Annotated in this window: 15 protein-coding genes and 1 tRNA gene; 14 read left to right on the top strand and 2 right to left on the bottom strand. The window is 36.8% G+C overall.

Annotation, left to right across the window (positions count from 1 at the left end):
- Window position 1 precedes the first annotated feature (1 nt).
- The 5 genes from rsmH to KKC17_03940 all read left to right on the top strand — a co-directional run bounded on the left by rsmH (window position 2) and on the right by KKC17_03940 (window position 4,538).
- The gene (rsmH, locus tag KKC17_03960; protein ID MBU1039345.1) at window positions 2–931 is read left to right on the top strand and encodes a 16S rRNA (cytosine(1402)-N(4))-methyltransferase RsmH; all 930 of its coding nucleotides are present in this window, start codon (window positions 2–4) and stop codon (window positions 929–931) included.
- Window positions 932–954: 23 nt separating this feature from the next.
- The gene (locus KKC17_03955) at window positions 955–1,293 is read left to right on the top strand and encodes a hypothetical protein (GenBank protein MBU1039344.1); all 339 of its coding nucleotides are present in this window, start codon (window positions 955–957) and stop codon (window positions 1,291–1,293) included.
- A gap of 6 nt (window positions 1,294–1,299) precedes the next feature.
- Complete coding sequence (locus KKC17_03950) at window positions 1,300–3,030, top strand: penicillin-binding protein 2 (protein ID MBU1039343.1); 1,731 nt, start codon at window positions 1,300–1,302, stop codon at window positions 3,028–3,030.
- A 4-nt stretch (window positions 3,031–3,034) separates the two neighbouring features.
- Window positions 3,035–4,321, top strand: a complete 1,287-nt coding sequence (locus KKC17_03945; GenBank protein ID MBU1039342.1) for a UDP-N-acetylmuramoyl-tripeptide--D-alanyl-D-alanine ligase — start codon at window positions 3,035–3,037, stop codon at window positions 4,319–4,321.
- Between the two features lie 139 nt (window positions 4,322–4,460).
- Window positions 4,461–4,538: transfer RNA gene (locus tag KKC17_03940), tRNA-Glu, on the top strand.
- Window positions 4,539–4,646: 108 nt separating this feature from the next.
- Here KKC17_03940 and KKC17_03935 read toward each other — a convergent pair.
- Entirely contained in the window at window positions 4,647–5,447 is an 801-nt protein-coding gene (locus KKC17_03935) for a 1-acyl-sn-glycerol-3-phosphate acyltransferase (protein MBU1039341.1), read from the bottom strand.
- A 100-nt stretch (window positions 5,448–5,547) separates the two neighbouring features.
- Between KKC17_03935 and KKC17_03930 the strand changes: the two genes are divergently transcribed.
- Window positions 5,548–6,423, top strand: a complete 876-nt coding sequence (locus KKC17_03930; protein ID MBU1039340.1) for an EamA family transporter — start codon at window positions 5,548–5,550, stop codon at window positions 6,421–6,423.
- Between the two features lie 73 nt (window positions 6,424–6,496).
- On the opposite strand, the gene KKC17_03925 is transcribed toward KKC17_03930, so the two are convergent.
- Window positions 6,497–7,903 (bottom strand): DnaJ domain-containing protein, encoded by a 1,407-nt coding sequence (locus tag KKC17_03925; GenBank protein ID MBU1039339.1) that lies wholly within the window; start codon window positions 7,901–7,903, stop codon window positions 6,497–6,499.
- Between the two features lie 107 nt (window positions 7,904–8,010).
- Here KKC17_03925 and KKC17_03920 point away from each other — a divergent pair, with 107 nt between their 5' ends.
- The 8 genes from KKC17_03920 to queA all read left to right on the top strand — a co-directional run bounded on the left by KKC17_03920 (window position 8,011) and on the right by queA (window position 15,546).
- Entirely contained in the window at window positions 8,011–8,943 is a 933-nt protein-coding gene (locus KKC17_03920) for a GerMN domain-containing protein (GenBank protein ID MBU1039338.1), read from the top strand.
- Window positions 8,944–9,004: 61 nt separating this feature from the next.
- Window positions 9,005–9,400, top strand: a complete 396-nt coding sequence (locus tag KKC17_03915) for a hypothetical protein (protein ID MBU1039337.1) — start codon at window positions 9,005–9,007, stop codon at window positions 9,398–9,400.
- A gap of 16 nt (window positions 9,401–9,416) precedes the next feature.
- Window positions 9,417–10,676: a divalent metal cation transporter gene (locus KKC17_03910; GenBank protein ID MBU1039336.1), complete on the top strand. Its 1,260-nt coding sequence runs from the start codon at window positions 9,417–9,419 to the stop codon at window positions 10,674–10,676.
- Window positions 10,677–10,709: 33 nt separating this feature from the next.
- Window positions 10,710–11,630 (top strand): DUF2090 domain-containing protein, encoded by a 921-nt coding sequence (locus KKC17_03905; protein ID MBU1039335.1) that lies wholly within the window; start codon window positions 10,710–10,712, stop codon window positions 11,628–11,630.
- 14 nt (window positions 11,631–11,644) lie between these two features.
- Complete coding sequence (locus tag KKC17_03900) at window positions 11,645–12,619, top strand: hypothetical protein (GenBank protein MBU1039334.1); 975 nt, start codon at window positions 11,645–11,647, stop codon at window positions 12,617–12,619.
- Window positions 12,620–12,623: 4 nt separating this feature from the next.
- Window positions 12,624–13,376 carry a prolyl oligopeptidase family serine peptidase gene (locus KKC17_03895; protein MBU1039333.1) on the top strand — a complete coding sequence of 251 codons (753 nt, stop codon included), beginning with the start codon at window positions 12,624–12,626 and terminating at the stop codon, window positions 13,374–13,376.
- Window positions 13,373–14,509 (top strand): tRNA guanosine(34) transglycosylase Tgt, encoded by a 1,137-nt coding sequence (tgt, locus tag KKC17_03890; protein ID MBU1039332.1) that lies wholly within the window; start codon window positions 13,373–13,375, stop codon window positions 14,507–14,509. The genes KKC17_03895 and tgt overlap by 4 nt, the downstream gene beginning before the upstream one ends.
- Window positions 14,506–15,546, top strand: a complete 1,041-nt coding sequence (gene queA / locus KKC17_03885; protein MBU1039331.1) for a tRNA preQ1(34) S-adenosylmethionine ribosyltransferase-isomerase QueA — start codon at window positions 14,506–14,508, stop codon at window positions 15,544–15,546. The genes tgt and queA overlap by 4 nt, the downstream gene beginning before the upstream one ends.
- Window positions 15,547–15,614 lie beyond the last annotated feature (68 nt).

Here is a 15,614-nt window from a genome sequence, read left to right as displayed (position 1 = left end):
CATGACTTATCAGCACGAGCCGGTTCTTTTACAAGAAGTAATAAATGGCCTGAACCCCCAGCCGGGACAAAATTTTATTGATGGCACGGTGGGGGGTGGAGGTCACGCGGCTGCCTTATTAGCTTCAACTGGCCCTAAGGGTCGTTTGCTGGCTATGGATAGGGATAAAGTCGCTTTAGCCGCCGCGGTTGTAAATTTAAAACAGTTTAACGGCCGAGTAACTTTTATTCAGGATTCTTATATTAATGTAACTGATTATGCTTTATCTAACGGCTTTAACAACTTGGCTGGAGTGCTACTCGACTTGGGCTTATCATCGGCTCAATTATCTGATACCACTAGAGGATTTTCTTTTAAAAATGATGGACCACTAGATTTACGTTTTGATGTTAGCCAAGGGCAAACAGCAGCTGACTTACTTAACAATTTAACCTTTGTTGAATTATGGAAAATTTTTGAAGTTTATGGACAATTGCCTAAGTCTAAAACTTTAGCCCGGATTATTGTGGAGCAGAGACGTTTGGCCCCCTTTCGTACGACCGAGGATTTATTATCGGCCGTAAATAAAATTAAGGGAGGTGGACGCCACTCGCTTCAACCAGCCGCTTTAGTTTGGCAGGCCTTAAGGATAGTTGTTAATAACGAGTTGGATCAGTTGAAACAGGTTTTGCCCAAAATTTTACAATTAGTATCGTTGGGTGGTCGGTTGGCTATAATTAGTTTTCATTCTGGCGAGGATAGAATAGTAAAAGATTTTTTTAAAACAGAAGCTAAAAATTGTTTATGTCCGCCAGCTTATCCGGTTTGCCGCTGCCAGCACCAAGCGCGTTTAAAAATAATTACAGTTAAGCCCTTAGAGGCAACGGCTCAGGAAATAAAAATAAATTCTCGAGCCCGTAGCGCTAAATTAAGAATCGCTCAAGTTATCTAGATATTAAAATAATAAAAAATAAAATGTTACCACATAGCCATAAAAATTTTTTTAACCAAAACAGCCGACGGCCAGAACCTCAGCGGTGGTTTGGTTTATTTTTGGCTGTAACTTTGGTGTTCTCCGGTTTAGTCTATTTAGTCTTAACTAATTCGGTGGCCACTAAGGGTTATGAAATTAAGGGTTTAGAATATAAATTGAGTACTATTAAGGAGTCTTATAAAAAATTGGAAATTAAAGGTACAGAATTACAGTCTTTAAGTGCTATTAAAGAAGGTTTGGCTCAAGCTGATTACGTTAATGTGGAAAAGATTGAATATTTAGCCACCTTGCCACCAGATATCGGTGTAGCTATTAAATAATTTAAAATGCCAGAGTCTAGCAAAGATAACGCGACAGCTTATCGGCTGGCCTTTATTAGACTGGTATTTTTTGGGTTTTTGATTGTGATAGTTTGGCGTTTGTTTCAGTTGCAAATTGTAAGTTATGGTTGGTATAGCGCTTTGGCTTCAGGACAGCATGATATCTTTTCTGAATTAATTCCCGAAAGAGGAGAAATATACGTTAAAGATTCTTTAGCAGTAAATCGGGTGTTTCCAGCGGCTGTAAATAAACCAATGAATTTTATTTTTGCTGTACCTAGAGAAATAAAAAATGTTAATGAAGCCGTGGAAAAACTAAAAGTTTTTTGGGGTGATGATACGGAGAAATTAAAAGCTATGTTGGCTAAGCCAGATGATCCTTACGAACCCTTAAAACATGCTGTCGATGACAAGCAAGCTCAAGAGGTGGCTGATTTGGCAATTGAGGGGATTCATATAGTACCTGAAGTGGTTAGGTTTTATCCCGATGGAGGGATTTTGTCGCAGATCTTGGGGTTTGTTGGTTATGTTGGTGAACGTAAAGAAGGTCAGTATGGTATTGAACAACAGTGGGAAAAAGATTTAGCCGGTTTGCAGGGAGAGCTTAAATCGGAAAGGAATGCGGCCGGTGGAATAATTTCTATTGGCCAGCGGCAATTAGTACCGGCTCAAGACGGGGCGGATTTGGTTTTAACTTTAGACAAGAATATTCAATATAAGGCTTGTAATTCTTTACAAGAGGCGGTTAAGAAACACGGGGCGGCTTCCGGCAGTGTGGTGATTATTGATCCTAAAACTGGCGCTATTAAGGCCGCTTGTAATATGCCGTCGTTTGATTCTAATAATTATGCCAAAACAACCAATTCAGCTTTATTTAGTAACCCGATAGTTTCGGAAGCTTACGAGCCGGGATCGATTTTTAAACCATTTACCATGGCAGCGGCTTTAGATGCCGGTAAGGTTAAACCAACCACGACTTATGTGGATACTGGAGAGGTGGCTGTGTCTGGTCATGTTATAAGAAATTCGGATTTAAAAGCCAATGGGGTTCAAACAATGACTAATGTTTTAGAAAAATCTTTGAATACGGGAGTAATATTTGCTATGCGTCAAACTGGTCGACAAGTATTTGCCGATTATGTTAAAAGATTTGGCTTTGGCCAAAATACCGGAGTGGAATTACCTCATGAAAAACCGGGTAATATAAATTCTCTTAAAGATCCCAATGACATTTATCCAGTTACAGCTTCTTTTGGACAAGGTATAACAGCCACACCTTTGCAATTAGTAACCGCTTATGGGGCATTGGCTAATGGTGGGCGTTTAATGAAACCTTATATAACCGAAGAAATACGGTATGCTAATGGTAAAATAGAACAAACTAAAACTCATTCAGTTCGTCAGGTAATTTCTCCGCAGTCAGCTGCAATGGTTTCGGCTATGTTGGTTAATGTGGTGGAAAAAGGGCATGGTAAAAGGGCTGGTGTGCCCGGTTATTATGTGGCTGGTAAAACCGGTACAGCCCAAGTGCCACTGCCCGGTGGCCAAGGCTATGATCCTAAAAAAACCATTGGTAGTTTTGTTGGTTTTGCACCAATAGATAATCCTAGATTTGTTATGGCGGTTAAAATTAGCGAACCGAAAGATGTGGTGTTTGCTGAAAGTTCGGCCGCTCCGTTGTTTGGAGAGCTGGCTAAGTTTCTGTTAGAGTATTATCAGGTGCCACCAGAGAGATAAATTTATGAAAAAGATATTAAGATTTATTTTAAAGATTTTAGCCAAACTGACTTTATACCGTTATCGTCCGGTGATTATTGGTATAACCGGTTCGGTTGGTAAGACCAGCGTTAAACAGGCAGTGGCCGATTTAATATCAACGAGTGGTCGCACTGTTTGGCACAGCCAAAAAAATTTAAATAATGAAATAGGCTTGCCTTTAACTGTTTTATTGGCTAAGGATTCGGCTTATCGAAATTTAGGTTTGTGGTTGGTTATTTTTACCAAGTCGCTTGGCCGGTTAATTAAAAAGGATCTTTATTATCCGGAATTTTTAGTGTTGGAGTATGGCGTGGATCATCCCGGGGATATGGATTATCTTTTAACAATTGTTCGGCCCCAGGTGGCGGTGTTAACAGCTGTGTCAGCCAGTCATTTGGAGTTTATGGGTAGTTTGGCAAAGATTTTGGAAGAAAAAAGTAAATTGTTAAAAGCTTTACCGCTTGATGGTACGGCCATTATAAATGGTGAGGATGAAAAAGTATTGTCTTTAAAAACTGTTTTAAAGTCGCGGGTTTTAACTTATGGTCAAGCCGCTGGTTTTGATATTTATACGGAGTCAGCGGCTGTAACCATGAAACCGTCTTTGGGTATGAGTTTTAAATTAGCTTTACAAGGTAATAATTTACCGATTACTGTTTTGGGTACGGTGGGTAGTCCGGTGATTTTGACTGCTTTGGCGGCGGCGGCTGTTGGTCAAGCCTTGGGTTTTACTAATTTACAAATATTGGAAGGTTTAGAGAAGTTAACCTTGCCAGCGGGTCGGTTGCGTTTATTGCCCGGTATTAAAGAAACAATTTTATTGGATGATACTTACAATTCTTCACCTCGGGCCGCCGCCGCGGCTTTGCAAGCTTTAGTCAGATTGCCTTTACCTAAGGTAGGCGGACGGCGTTGGGCAGTTTTGGGTGATATGCTGGAGTTGGGTTCACAAAGTGAGAAATTACATTCAGAAGTTGGGCAAACAGTTGCTAACTTGGCCATAGATTTTTTGTTAACAGTCGGCAATGAATCAAGAGTCATTGGCCACGGCGCTTTGGCTAAGGGAATGGATCAAGATAGAATTTGGCATTTTGCTAATGTTCAAGAAGCTGGTTTGTTTATTCAAGATAGATTAAATCAAGGGGATGTGGTTTTAATAAAGGGTTCTCAGGGTGTGCGCTGCGAAAAAATAACCAAAGAATTAATGGCCGAACCCCTAAAAGCCGGGGAATTATTAGTTAGGCAATATGGACCTTGGCTTAATAGTTAATAGATAAACAGTTTATAAATAGTAACGTTTATTTTATAGTTTTAAAATAATTTAAAGTATTAGCTTTGTTTTGGCTTGACTTGGGTTATTTTCTAATTTACTGTTATTTAGCTATCAAACTTTGGTTATAGGTTATTTTGGTCCCATCGTCTAGTCCGGTCCAGGACGTCTCCCTCTCACGGAGAAAACTGGGGTTCGAATCCCCATGGGACTACCATTTTTAACACTCTACCTGTTTAAGGTGGAGTTTTTTTGTAAGCTTTTTTATAAAATAAAACGGATTTACTTTTGTAAAAGGTTTAAAAGTAAATCCGAGGTAATTTTATTATTGCCATTGCTTATGGCAGGCTACTATAAAATCAACAGCTTGATTATGGGTTATCTTTTGTTCAGCCGCTGAAGGATTAGTGGACATTTTGATGGGTTGACCAAAGGCAATATGAATTTTCTTATTAGGATTAATCTTACCAAAATCTTTTAGCCTTTTTCCATTAGCCCAAAAGTCTGTTTTAAGAGCAATAGGAATTATGGGTACATTGTTAGCGGTAGCTATTTTAACAGCTATAGAATTAAATTGACTGGGAATTATTTTGTCACGACGCGTATGTTGGGGAAAAATTATTATTGAGATGCCTTGTTTTAACTTTTTTGAACAATCAGCCATCATGGTTTGTAAATCTTCTCTAGGGTTTAGTCTATTTAAAGCTACTGGATTAGTAGCCTTCATAATATGGCCGAAAATAGGATAGGTTAGAAGTTCTTTTTTTACAACAAAGGTAATATTTTTAAAACTTAACAAAATAACCGGCAAACAGAAATTTTCTAAAGTACTCATATGGTTAGCCATAAACACCACTGGACGGTTAAAAGTTTTACTAATATTTTGTAGTCCGTTTATATAAAACTGGCCACCAACTGCTTCAGCCGCTTCAATCATTTTTAAGGAAGTTTCAGCCCAAGTACTTTCATTAAATTTTCTTTTTTTAGCCAGCCAAGCACCTTGAAGAATAGCGACAAAAACTCGTAAATAAAAAAAGAAATTCGGGAAGATAGATTTATCTTTTATTTTGGATTGGTAAGATAAATCATAGCGCAGAGCTGTGCGAAAATTATAATAGTTTTTCATTGTTAAGTTCCTATTGTTTGTTTTTAAGTCTATCTAAACAGATAGATTAGAAACTGTCAATTGTTTAAACTTAAGGTAGGTATGATATAATATTTTTATTATGCCTTGGTATTTTTTTGCTATTATGGCCGCTTTGTTAGGCGGCTTGGCCACCATCACCCAAAAAAATGTTTTGCGAAAAGAGCACGCTATGTCTTATGCGGCTACTTTGGGTTTGGCTAATTTATTGTTGTGCCTGCCTTTGATTTTTTTTGTTGATTGGCGGGGTATTGATTTAAAGGTTTTTATATATTTATTATTAATTTCTTTTGTGGCCGCCGCAGCTTTTTTGTTGGTAGCTAAAGGGGTTAGGCATATGGAAATTAGTGCCTCTTCTCCTTTATTTATTATAGGTCCAGCCATTACGGCGCTTTTAGCTTATCTTATACTGGGCGAGTCTTTTAGTCGTTGGCAAACTTTAGGTTTAGGTTTTTTAATCCTTGGGCTTTATATATTGGAAAGTCATAAGTCCGCCGGTTGGTTGGAACCTTTTAAAATTATTCGAGGTAATAAATATATTCATTATATTTTTTTGGCTTTAGTGCTTTATGGTATTACCGGTATCGTTGATAGAGTAGTTTTGGGTTATTATCAGTTGGATACCCTAACTTATATTTTTTTAATTCATTTATTTTTGGGAATAAATTTATTGGCCATGATTTTTATTTGGCACGATGGTTTTAATGATTTAAAAATAGGTTTTAAACAAGCCGGTTGGTGGATTGTTTTGGTGTCTTTTTTAACTATTAGCTATCGTTGGTTTCAGGCCGAAGCCATCTCTATGGCTTATGTTGGTTTGGTTATAGCCATTAAAAGAACAGAATCGTTGTTTTCTACTTTAGTTGGCGGTGAAATTTGGCAGGAAAAAAATTTGTTTCATAAATTAATGGCCGCTGGTGTTATGATTTTAGGAACTGTTTTGATAGTTTTAGGTTAATTAAAAACTACCGGACTTATAAATCCGGTAGTTTGTAGTTGGTAAGGATTAAGTATTTTTAGGTGTAACTTAATTAGTCAGTTGTTTTGGTTGGGGCAATTATTTTTTTTATAGTATCTATTAAACCCTGGTAATTAAAATGGGCATAGAGTTGTTCGGGCCAAGTCGGGTCGCTTAGGTTTATTAAAGGGTCCACACCTTTGCCTTCAATGGGTTGGCCGTCGTCGCGCAAGGTTAAACTGTGTACCATAAATATAGAATAAGCTTCATTAGGGTCGATTATAGTATTAAGTGGAAAAGTGTTTTCTACTGTGCCCCAACCTTTAGTCGGACTGCCCAAAACAACACCGACATTGTATTTTTTAAGACTAGCGGCAATAACTTCAGCCGAGGATTGGGTAGCGCCATCTGTTAAAATAACTACTTTTTTATACTTTACTAAACTGTTTAGCCAGCCGGTTTTGGTTTTAAAGGGTTGGGGTTCGCCTTGGTGGTAAAATTCATAAGCGTAGGTATTTTCACCCACAAAAAAGCCTAAAAAGTAGGGCAGGATATCAATAGCGCCACCAATATTACTACGTAAGTCCAAAATAAGGTTATTTAGGTTTTTGTTGTTACTAACGCTGTTGGCGACTTTTTGAAATTCATCAAAAGTTGTGGGGGAAATACGTTTTATTTGGATGTAGTAAATATCTGGTTCAAATATTTTTCCCAGAACAGTTGGTTCTATGCCGGTAGAATCATAAATTTGGCGGCTAGCTTTATCGCCTAAAGCCTCATAAGCTCGTTTGACTTGGGCCAGTTTTTGTTGGCCTTCAGGAGAGGTGTCTTTAGTTAGTTCAGCCGCTTTGGTTTGGAAAGTATCGGTTATTTGTTGTTGGGAAGCGTTTTTATCTAAATCTAAATTTTCATAAAGATCGGCTGTACGATCAATGTTACTAACGGTTTCTCTAAGCTCTTTTTCCTTGGTAATTGTAAAAAGTCGGCTACGGTTAAATGGTTTAAGATTAGCTAGTACCATGTCGCCTAAGTTTACAGCCAATTCTTTTTGTTCTTGGTCGTTTAAATTGCTTAGAATTCTATCAGCTAGATTTTTAACTCCCTCTTTATCCAATGAATTCATGCTTTGTGGTCGGTTGGTAATTTTTTCCGCTCCCAGTTTGTATAAACCAGCCAGTTGATCGTCGGGTATTTTTTCCCAATAGTTTTGTTTAATTTTATCGTAGATTTCTAGTAGGAAAGCAGTTTTGGGATTTAGTTGTTCGGTTGTTGGCGGGCCCTTTTTTTGTGAATACCAATAACCACCTAAGCCGCCACTAGCAAAGATAACCAAAATAATAGCAATGTAAAAGGTATTTTTATATCTTTTTTTATTGTTTTTAAAATGATTGTTAATTTGTTGGGTTAGGGTGCCACTGGGTGGGTTAAGTAGCTGATTTGATTCGGAGCTTTGGGACAAATTGGGTATAAGATTGGACATAATAGATTTATTATAGCAGAAGATTTTTATCTTAGGCTAGGTTTACTGTCCGTCCTGGGGTAATTTTGCTATATTTATAAAGGGTAAGCCGTTAATATTTTAATTAGATGAATAAATTTTTTTGTTTTATAAAATCTAAGCCCGTTTGTGGACGTGGATTTGGTCAGAGCCTTATTTTGTTGACTTTTTGTTTATTGGCTTTGTTTTGGTATTTTAGGCTGGGGCCAGCGAAGCGGGCCTTACCTCAGAATAATCAGATTAATCAGGCCGAAGAATTAACAGTTTTTTATAAAAGTTTGGCTCATAATTTTGTTTTAAATTTGCCCACTAGTTGGGCGGGTAATTACGAGGTCGTTAAAAGCGTCTTGGCTGATAAGGTGGATATAGTTTTTTATCAGGCTGGTCAAAAGAAATTTGCGATTTTAGTTTATCCGTTGGATGGTTGGCTTAAGAATAGCCTGTCTGACAAAGAGTTTGTTTTGACTTGGACCAAGGATAAAGTGTTTATTTGGCAGTCTGATATAGCTGACGATTTATTTGCTAGAATAGCCAGGACTTTTAAAGTGGATTATTCTAAAGAGGACCATTCAGTATCTTATGATGTTTATTTTAGCCAGCCAGTAGAAAAAGATTTTGATTGTTCGTTAGTTGAGCCGGTTAAACGTTTAGTGCAAAAAAATTCTCGAATTGAAGAGCAGGCTTTGAATCAATTGTTATTAGGCCCAACGGTTGAGGAAAAAAAGCAAGGCTACAACTCTTGGTTCAGTCAACAGACAGCTAATAAAATAATTAGCATGTCTTTTAAAAAGGGTCGAGTTTATGTTAATTTACGGGATTTAAGAACAATAATTCCTGGCGCTAGTAGTAGTTGCGGTTCAGCTCAGTTTTTAGGACAACTAGAAAATACTCTTAAACAATTTCCTACAGTTAAACAGGTATTTTTTGCTTTTGATGGTTCGCCGGAAAATTTTTATAATTGGTTACAATTAGATTGTAACAATGAAGATAAGTTGTGCGATCCACAATTGTTTAATAATTAATTATTAAGTTTGGTTGGCTTGTGCAGCCGGCCCCATTAAGATGGGGTTAAAATAAATTTTTATGGATTTACCGCAAACAAAAACCCATAGTCGTTTGGTTAGAGAGTTTTATTTTTGGTCAGGTTTGGTGGCCACTTTGGCTTATCGGATAATTATTGTGTTGAATAATTATAGTGCTCTGTGGGTAAAAATATCCTGGTACATTGGTACAGTTGGTTTTATTTTATATTTTATTCATCGTTATCAAATAAGTCAGCACCGGGTCGCTTTGATAAAGAATTACGATTTAGCTAATAGGATTTCAGCTGTAACAGCTTTAAGCAATGAAGAAAAATCCACTTTGCATTATATTTTGTATAGCTTACAGTCTAGTAAAGAAAAATTGAATTATATTTTTATTTTTTTTACTTCGGCTGTCGCTTTGTTAATAGGTTTATATTTTGATTTTTTAGCTTAGCTTAATTTATTCGGTTATGGCTGATAAAAGCAGAACTTGGCGCCAGTGGTGGAATAAAATTGGCCCGGGTATTATTACCGGCGCTTCTGATGACGACCCTTCTGGTATATTAACCTATCTTCAAGTAGGTGTTGTTATGGGTGTGCGGGGATTATGGTTGGCTTTATTAACCCTGCCTTTAATGTCGGCTGTTCAAGAAATGTGCGCTCGATTAGGCTTAATAACTGGTCAAGGCCTTTTGTCTTTAATAAAGAGGAGATACAATCCTTGGTTAGTTAAAGTAGTGGCTGTGGTGGCCGTGGCTGTGATTGTTTTTAATATTGGTGCTGATTTATTAGCCATTGGCGTAGTAGTGGAAAGATTAGTCGGTTGGCCAAGGGAATTGTGGATAATTTTAACTTCGGCAGTTATTATAATATTTACTTTAAAGTTTTCTTATCGGCAGCTGGCTAATTTTTTAAAGTGGCTTACCTTATCTTTATTTTTTTATGTGGCTGTGGCCTTATCCATTCATTTAAATTGGTCGGAGTTATTTCTGCACACCATTAGACCTCAATTAAATTTTAATATTACCGAAATAATGCTCATCGCGGCTGTTTTTGGCACGACTATTTCTCCTTATTTATTTTTTTGGCAAGCTAGTGAGGAAGTGGAAGAAAGGGAAGAATCGATTATTAAACGTTCTTTAAAAAGGTTCACAGTTACCAAACAGGGATTAAAAAATTTAAGACAGGATACGATTTTGGGCATGAGCCTGTCTAATTTGATTATGTGGTTTATTATAGCTAGCGCCGCTACTTTAGCTAGTCGTTATAATTTAAATTCCTTAGAAACTTTTGACCAGGCGGCTTTGGTTTTAGAGCCGTTGTTGGGCCAGCAGGCTTATTTAGCTTTTGCTACCGGTATTGTCGGTACTGGACTCTTGGCTATTCCAGTTTTGGCTGGTAGTGTTGGATATATTTTATCTGAAACATTTGGTTGGCAAGAAGGTATGGCTAAACCCTTTCATCAGGCCAGGGGATTTCATTTAGCTATTGCCCTGGCTGTCTTGCTGGGTTTATTTTTAGCAGTTCTTAAGTTTGACCCGATAAAAATGTTAATTTATACGGCTTTTGCTTACGCCATGATTACACCGCCTTTGATTTGGTTTATTTTGCGTTTATCTAGTGACCGAGTTTTAACCAAAGGGCATGTTAATGGTTGGTTGGTAAAAGTTTTGGGTTACTTGGCTTTATTTGTCAGTTTGGCTATAGTTTTGTTTTATCTTTATTTATAGAATAAAGCTGATTAATATGATAGAATATAAACTATGAATCAGTTAAAAAAAGCTAGTTTTTACAATAATTTATTCATTCTACCCTTTGATCATTACTCAGCCTTTACGGAATTAGTAGTTGCTCCGGGGGCTGTGGTGGAGGAAAAAGATATACCAAAAATAGCTGAGTTAAAGATGTTAATTTATCAGGGTTTTTTGCGTTCTTGGCAATTAGGTGTTCCCCAAACCAGTTCAGCTATTATAGTTGATGAATTGTTTGGTCAGCCTATTTTACAGGCTGCTCAGCGCGACGGTGTGGCTGTTTGTTTGGGAGTCGAAGAACATAATACTAAAGAGTTTGGTTTTGTTTATGGTGCCGCTTGGCCAGAAAAAATTAATCAGTTAAAACCAGCTATTGTTAAGGCTTTAATAAAATATAACCCTTCGGATGATTTAGAGTTAAATAAGCGCCAAGCTTTGAAACTTAAATTATTGTCGGATTTTTGTCAGACTAACGGTTATATTTTTATGCTGGAGCCTTTAGTGCCTCCGACAGAATTTCAGCTAAGGGAGGTTAAAGGCGATAAAGAAAGGTATGATGAAGATGTTAGGCCACTTTTGGCTGTAAAAATGCTAGCAGAATTATATCAAGCCGGGGTTAAACCGGATATTTGGAAGCTGGAAGGTTGCAGTCGTTTGGATTATTGTCAAAATATTTTACAAACCGCTCGTCGTTTGGGCGGTCAGAATGTTAATATTATAATGTTGGGTAGAAATCAACCGTTGTTAAAGGTGGAAAATCAATTAAAAGCGGCTGCTCAGGCTGGCTGGTTTGGTTTTGCCGTTGGTCGGACAGTTTTTCAAGAACCTCTTCAACAATATGTTAAAGATAATAATTCGGCGGCAGCTATTCAGGTTATAGCGGCTAATTTTTATCATCTTTATAAATTTTTTAAAGATCAATCAGTCAGTTAATCTTATAAAATTATATGATGGAACAAGCTATTCGGGATTTTCCCAAACAATTTTCTTTTCAACCAAAAATTCAAGGCGGGCAAATTGATTTAAAACAATTTTTTAATTATTTGGTTTGTGGTATGGGGGGTTCGCATTTAGCAGCGGATGTTTTAAAAAGAATTAAGCCGCAACTTAATTTAATAATTCATTCCGACTATGGGTTGCCGGAATTTATAACGGTTGAACCAAGTGGAACTTTGGTTATTATAAGTTCTTATTCTGGAAACACCGAGGAGGCTTTGGACAGTTTAAATCAGGCTTTAGATAGAGGATTAAATTGTTTGGTAATTAGTGTTGGTGGCCAGCTTTTGCAAATAGCTAAAGAAAAAAACTTACCTTATATCCAATTGCCCGATACCGGAATTCAACCACGATCAGCTTTGGGTTTTAGTTTAATAGCTATGTTAAAAGCCACTAATCAGGAAGATATTTTAAGCACTATTAGTCAATTAGCTAGTACTCTTAATCCGTCGGTTTGGGAAAGTCAGGGAGAAATTTTAGCTGAGGAGCTTAAGGGCCATATTCCTGTTGTTTATGCTTCGTCTAAGAACTATGCTTTGGCGTATAATTGGAAAATAAAATTGAATGAAACAGGCAAGGTGCCGGCTTTTTATAATTTATTGCCCGAACTCAATCATAACGAAATGACTGGTTATGATTATACAGATCTTAGTCGTTCTTTGTCAGATAAATTATTTTTTATAATTTTAGTTGACCAAGCGGATAATCTTAAAATACAAAAAAGAATTTCTGTTTTAACTCAAATATTAGAAGATCGGGATTTGCCGGTGACTACTATAAAATTAACAGGTCAAAACGATTTAGAAAAAATTTTTAATTCTTTGATTTTAGCTGATTGGCTAGCTTACTATACGGCGCTTATTTACGAAGCCGAACCTACAGCCGTACCTTTGGTAGAAGAATTTAAAGCAAAATTGGTTAATTAAAATTGTGAAAAAAATAAGAACCTATAGAACCAGATTTAAGAAAGATATAGTGGCTGAATGGTTGTTACCAGTTAAACAATCTAATAAAGTACTAATATTGTGCGATGGCTTGCCAGTAGTTCCTGGCAAGAATGATTTGTTGGATTTTTTTTCCAAGCAGGGTTATTGGGTTTTTTATCCTCGGTATCGGGGTAGTTGGGAAAGCGGCGGAAGTTTATTAGCTAGGTCGCCCCATTTAGATATCATTGATGTTATTGACGGTTTGTTTAAAAAAATTGAGAATTTACATACTGGCCAAAAATATATTATTAAGAAACCTAAAATTTTTTTATTAGGTAGTAGTTTTGGTGGTTCGGCGGTTATTTTAACTAGTCAAGATAAACGGGTTACTGCTGGTGTGGCTTTTTCTCCAGTGGTAGATTGGCAAGCGCCTAGTCAAGAAGAGCCGTTGGAAAAACAATATGATTTTCTTAAAGCAGTTTATGGTATGGGTTACCGTTTAAAAAAATCTAATTGGGATAAATTAATTAGAGGTAATTTTTATAATCCTATAAAGCAAGTATCTTTAATTGATGGTAGAAAGTTGATGATTATACACAGTCAGGACGATAAGGTGGTTAGATTTAAGGATGTTAAAAAGTTTGTCAAACAGATTGGTGCCAATTTTTATCCTTTAAAAAGAGGTGGGCATTTATCTGCTCGTTTGATTATTCAGCCGGTTTGGTTTAAAAAAATTAAAAAGTTTTTTAAAGTATGAGGGGTTTAAAAATTTTAAAAAAATCCAATAAAAGTCGAGCTCGTTTAGGCCGACTTATGACCGAGCATGGTGAAGTTCTGACGCCCAGTTTAGTACCAGTAGCTACCCAGGCGACTATCAAGACTTTAAACAGTCAACAAGTGGTGGATACGGGTACGCAGATTCTTATTGCTAATACCTATCATTTGCATTTGCGGCCCGGTGAAGCTGTTATAAAAAAACAGGGTGGTTTGCATAAATTTATGAATTGGGCCGGGCCAGTGATGACTGATTCGGGTGGTTTTCAGGTTTTTAGTTTGGGTTTTGGTCGGGAACTTAAAATTAATAAGGTGGTTAAGCAAAAAACTAAAGCCGTTGTAAAATCAGGTCAGCAACCGAATAATTTAAAAATTACCGAACAAGGGGTGGAATTTAGATCGCACATTGACGGTCGAAAGATTTTTATTGGGCCTACGGAATCAATGAAAATACAAAAACAATTAGGCGCTGATATTGTATTTAATTTTGACGAGTGTCCACCGCCTTTGGCGGATTATAATTATACCAAGGAAGCTATGGCGCGAACGCATCGTTGGGCCAAGGTTTGTTTAAAAACCAAAAATAATCAGCAGTTATTATATGGCATAGTTCAAGGCGGGGCTTACACTAAACTACGTTCCACTAGCGCCAAGTTTATGTCCAAGTTACCTTTTGACGGTTTTGGTATTGGTGGTGAATTTGGTAGCCATAAAACTAATATGGCTAAAACGTTAGATTTAGTAATCAAAGAATTACCCGACAGTAAACCGCGACATCTTTTAGGTATTGGCCATTTGGCTGATATACCCATACTTATTAAAGCCGGTGTAGATACTTTTGATTGTATTACACCTACTCATTATGCTAGGCATGGCACGGCTTTTACTACTCAAGGCCCAAAGGATTTATTTAAAAAAATTTATCAGACTGACAAAAAACCTTTAGATTCTAAATGCGGTTGTTTTGTTTGTCGTGACTATCAGCGTTCTTACATACATCATTTATTACGGGCTCGGGAAATAACCGCTTTGTCTTTACTGACTTTTCATAATTTGTATTTTTTTAATGCTGTGGTGGCCGGTTGGCGTAAAATGATTAAATCGGGAAAATTGTGAAGCAGTCTTTTAAGCAACTTCTTAAATCTTATTATTACCAATTACCTAAAAATTTGGTGGCTTTGCGTCCGGTTAGTCCTAGAGACGGCGCTCGTTTATTAGTATTTGATAAGCAATCAAGCAAAATTAATTTTGATTATTTTTTTAATTTAGGTAAGTATTTACCACCCAATTCTTTGCTGATTTTTAACGACACTAAAGTTTTACCGGCCCGTTTAGAATTATTTAAACCGACTGGTGGTAAGGTTAATGTTCTTTATTTAAATACGGTGGTTGGTTTGGTTGAAGTTATGTCCGATAGACGGCTGTTGGTTGGCCAAAAATTACGTTTAACTAAGCGACTTTATTTTGAAGTTGTTAGGCAAAGTGGTGGTAGTTATTTTTTAAAACCACCTGGTCAGGCCAAAGAATTTTATCGCTTATTACAGCGTTATGGCTTAACGCCTTTGCCGCCTTATTTAAAAACTAGCGGGCTTAAAGAATCAGACAGGCGGCGTTTATATCAAACAGTTTTTGCTAAAGATTTTGGTTCAATAGCCGCTCCGACAGCTTCGCTTCATTTTACCAAACGTTTATTTAATAATTTAAAAAAACAAGGTCATCAAGTTTGTTTTGTTACTTTGCATGTTAATTTAGGTACTTTTGCCTCCTTGAAGGAGGGGCAGGTTAGAAAAAATAAGTTGCATAATGAATTTTGGCAAGTTCCTGCCAAAACGATTAAAGCTGTGGCTGTGGCTAAAAAGCGGGGAGATAAGGTTGTGGCCATAGGTACGACAGTGGTACGGACTTTGGAATCGGCTTTTAATCAGCAAGCTGACTGTTTGAATAAGCAAGGTTCAACCCAACTTTTTATTAGTCCGGGGTATAGATTTCATATTGTTGATTGTTTAATTACTAATTTTCATGTGCCATCTTCCAGCTTAATGATGTTAGTGGCAGCTTTAATAGGTCGTAAAAGACTTTTAAGTATTTATCAAAAAGCTATTAAGAAAAAAATGCGTTTTTTTTCTTTTGGAGACGGTATGTTTATTAGGTAACAGGTTGACTTATTTATAAAAGTATGCTATTATTAATAAGTATGAATTTTCATACTTATCTGTATAAT

The sequence above is a fragment of the Patescibacteria group bacterium genome (assembly GCA_018817715.1).
Taxonomy (GTDB): Bacteria; Patescibacteriota; Patescibacteriia; order Veblenbacterales; family UBA10138; genus JAHITT01.
This window is presented reverse-complemented; position numbering and strand designations above follow the sequence as displayed.

Coding starts and splice junctions, on each gene's coding strand:
- rsmH (MBU1039345.1), top strand. CDS start 2: ATGACTTATCAGCACGAGCCGGTTCTTTTACAAGAAGTAATAAATGGC.
- KKC17_03955 (MBU1039344.1), top strand. CDS start 955: ATGTTACCACATAGCCATAAAAATTTTTTTAACCAAAACAGCCGACGG.
- KKC17_03950 (MBU1039343.1), top strand. CDS start 1,300: ATGCCAGAGTCTAGCAAAGATAACGCGACAGCTTATCGGCTGGCCTTT.
- KKC17_03945 (MBU1039342.1), top strand. CDS start 3,035: ATGAAAAAGATATTAAGATTTATTTTAAAGATTTTAGCCAAACTGACT.
- KKC17_03935 (MBU1039341.1), bottom strand. CDS start 5,447: ATGAAAAACTATTATAATTTTCGCACAGCTCTGCGCTATGATTTATCT.
- KKC17_03930 (MBU1039340.1), top strand. CDS start 5,548: ATGCCTTGGTATTTTTTTGCTATTATGGCCGCTTTGTTAGGCGGCTTG.
- KKC17_03925 (MBU1039339.1), bottom strand. CDS start 7,903: ATGTCCAATCTTATACCCAATTTGTCCCAAAGCTCCGAATCAAATCAG.
- KKC17_03920 (MBU1039338.1), top strand. CDS start 8,011: ATGAATAAATTTTTTTGTTTTATAAAATCTAAGCCCGTTTGTGGACGT.
- KKC17_03915 (MBU1039337.1), top strand. CDS start 9,005: ATGGATTTACCGCAAACAAAAACCCATAGTCGTTTGGTTAGAGAGTTT.
- KKC17_03910 (MBU1039336.1), top strand. CDS start 9,417: ATGGCTGATAAAAGCAGAACTTGGCGCCAGTGGTGGAATAAAATTGGC.
- KKC17_03905 (MBU1039335.1), top strand. CDS start 10,710: ATGAATCAGTTAAAAAAAGCTAGTTTTTACAATAATTTATTCATTCTA.
- KKC17_03900 (MBU1039334.1), top strand. CDS start 11,645: ATGATGGAACAAGCTATTCGGGATTTTCCCAAACAATTTTCTTTTCAA.
- tgt (MBU1039332.1), top strand. CDS start 13,373: ATGAGGGGTTTAAAAATTTTAAAAAAATCCAATAAAAGTCGAGCTCGT.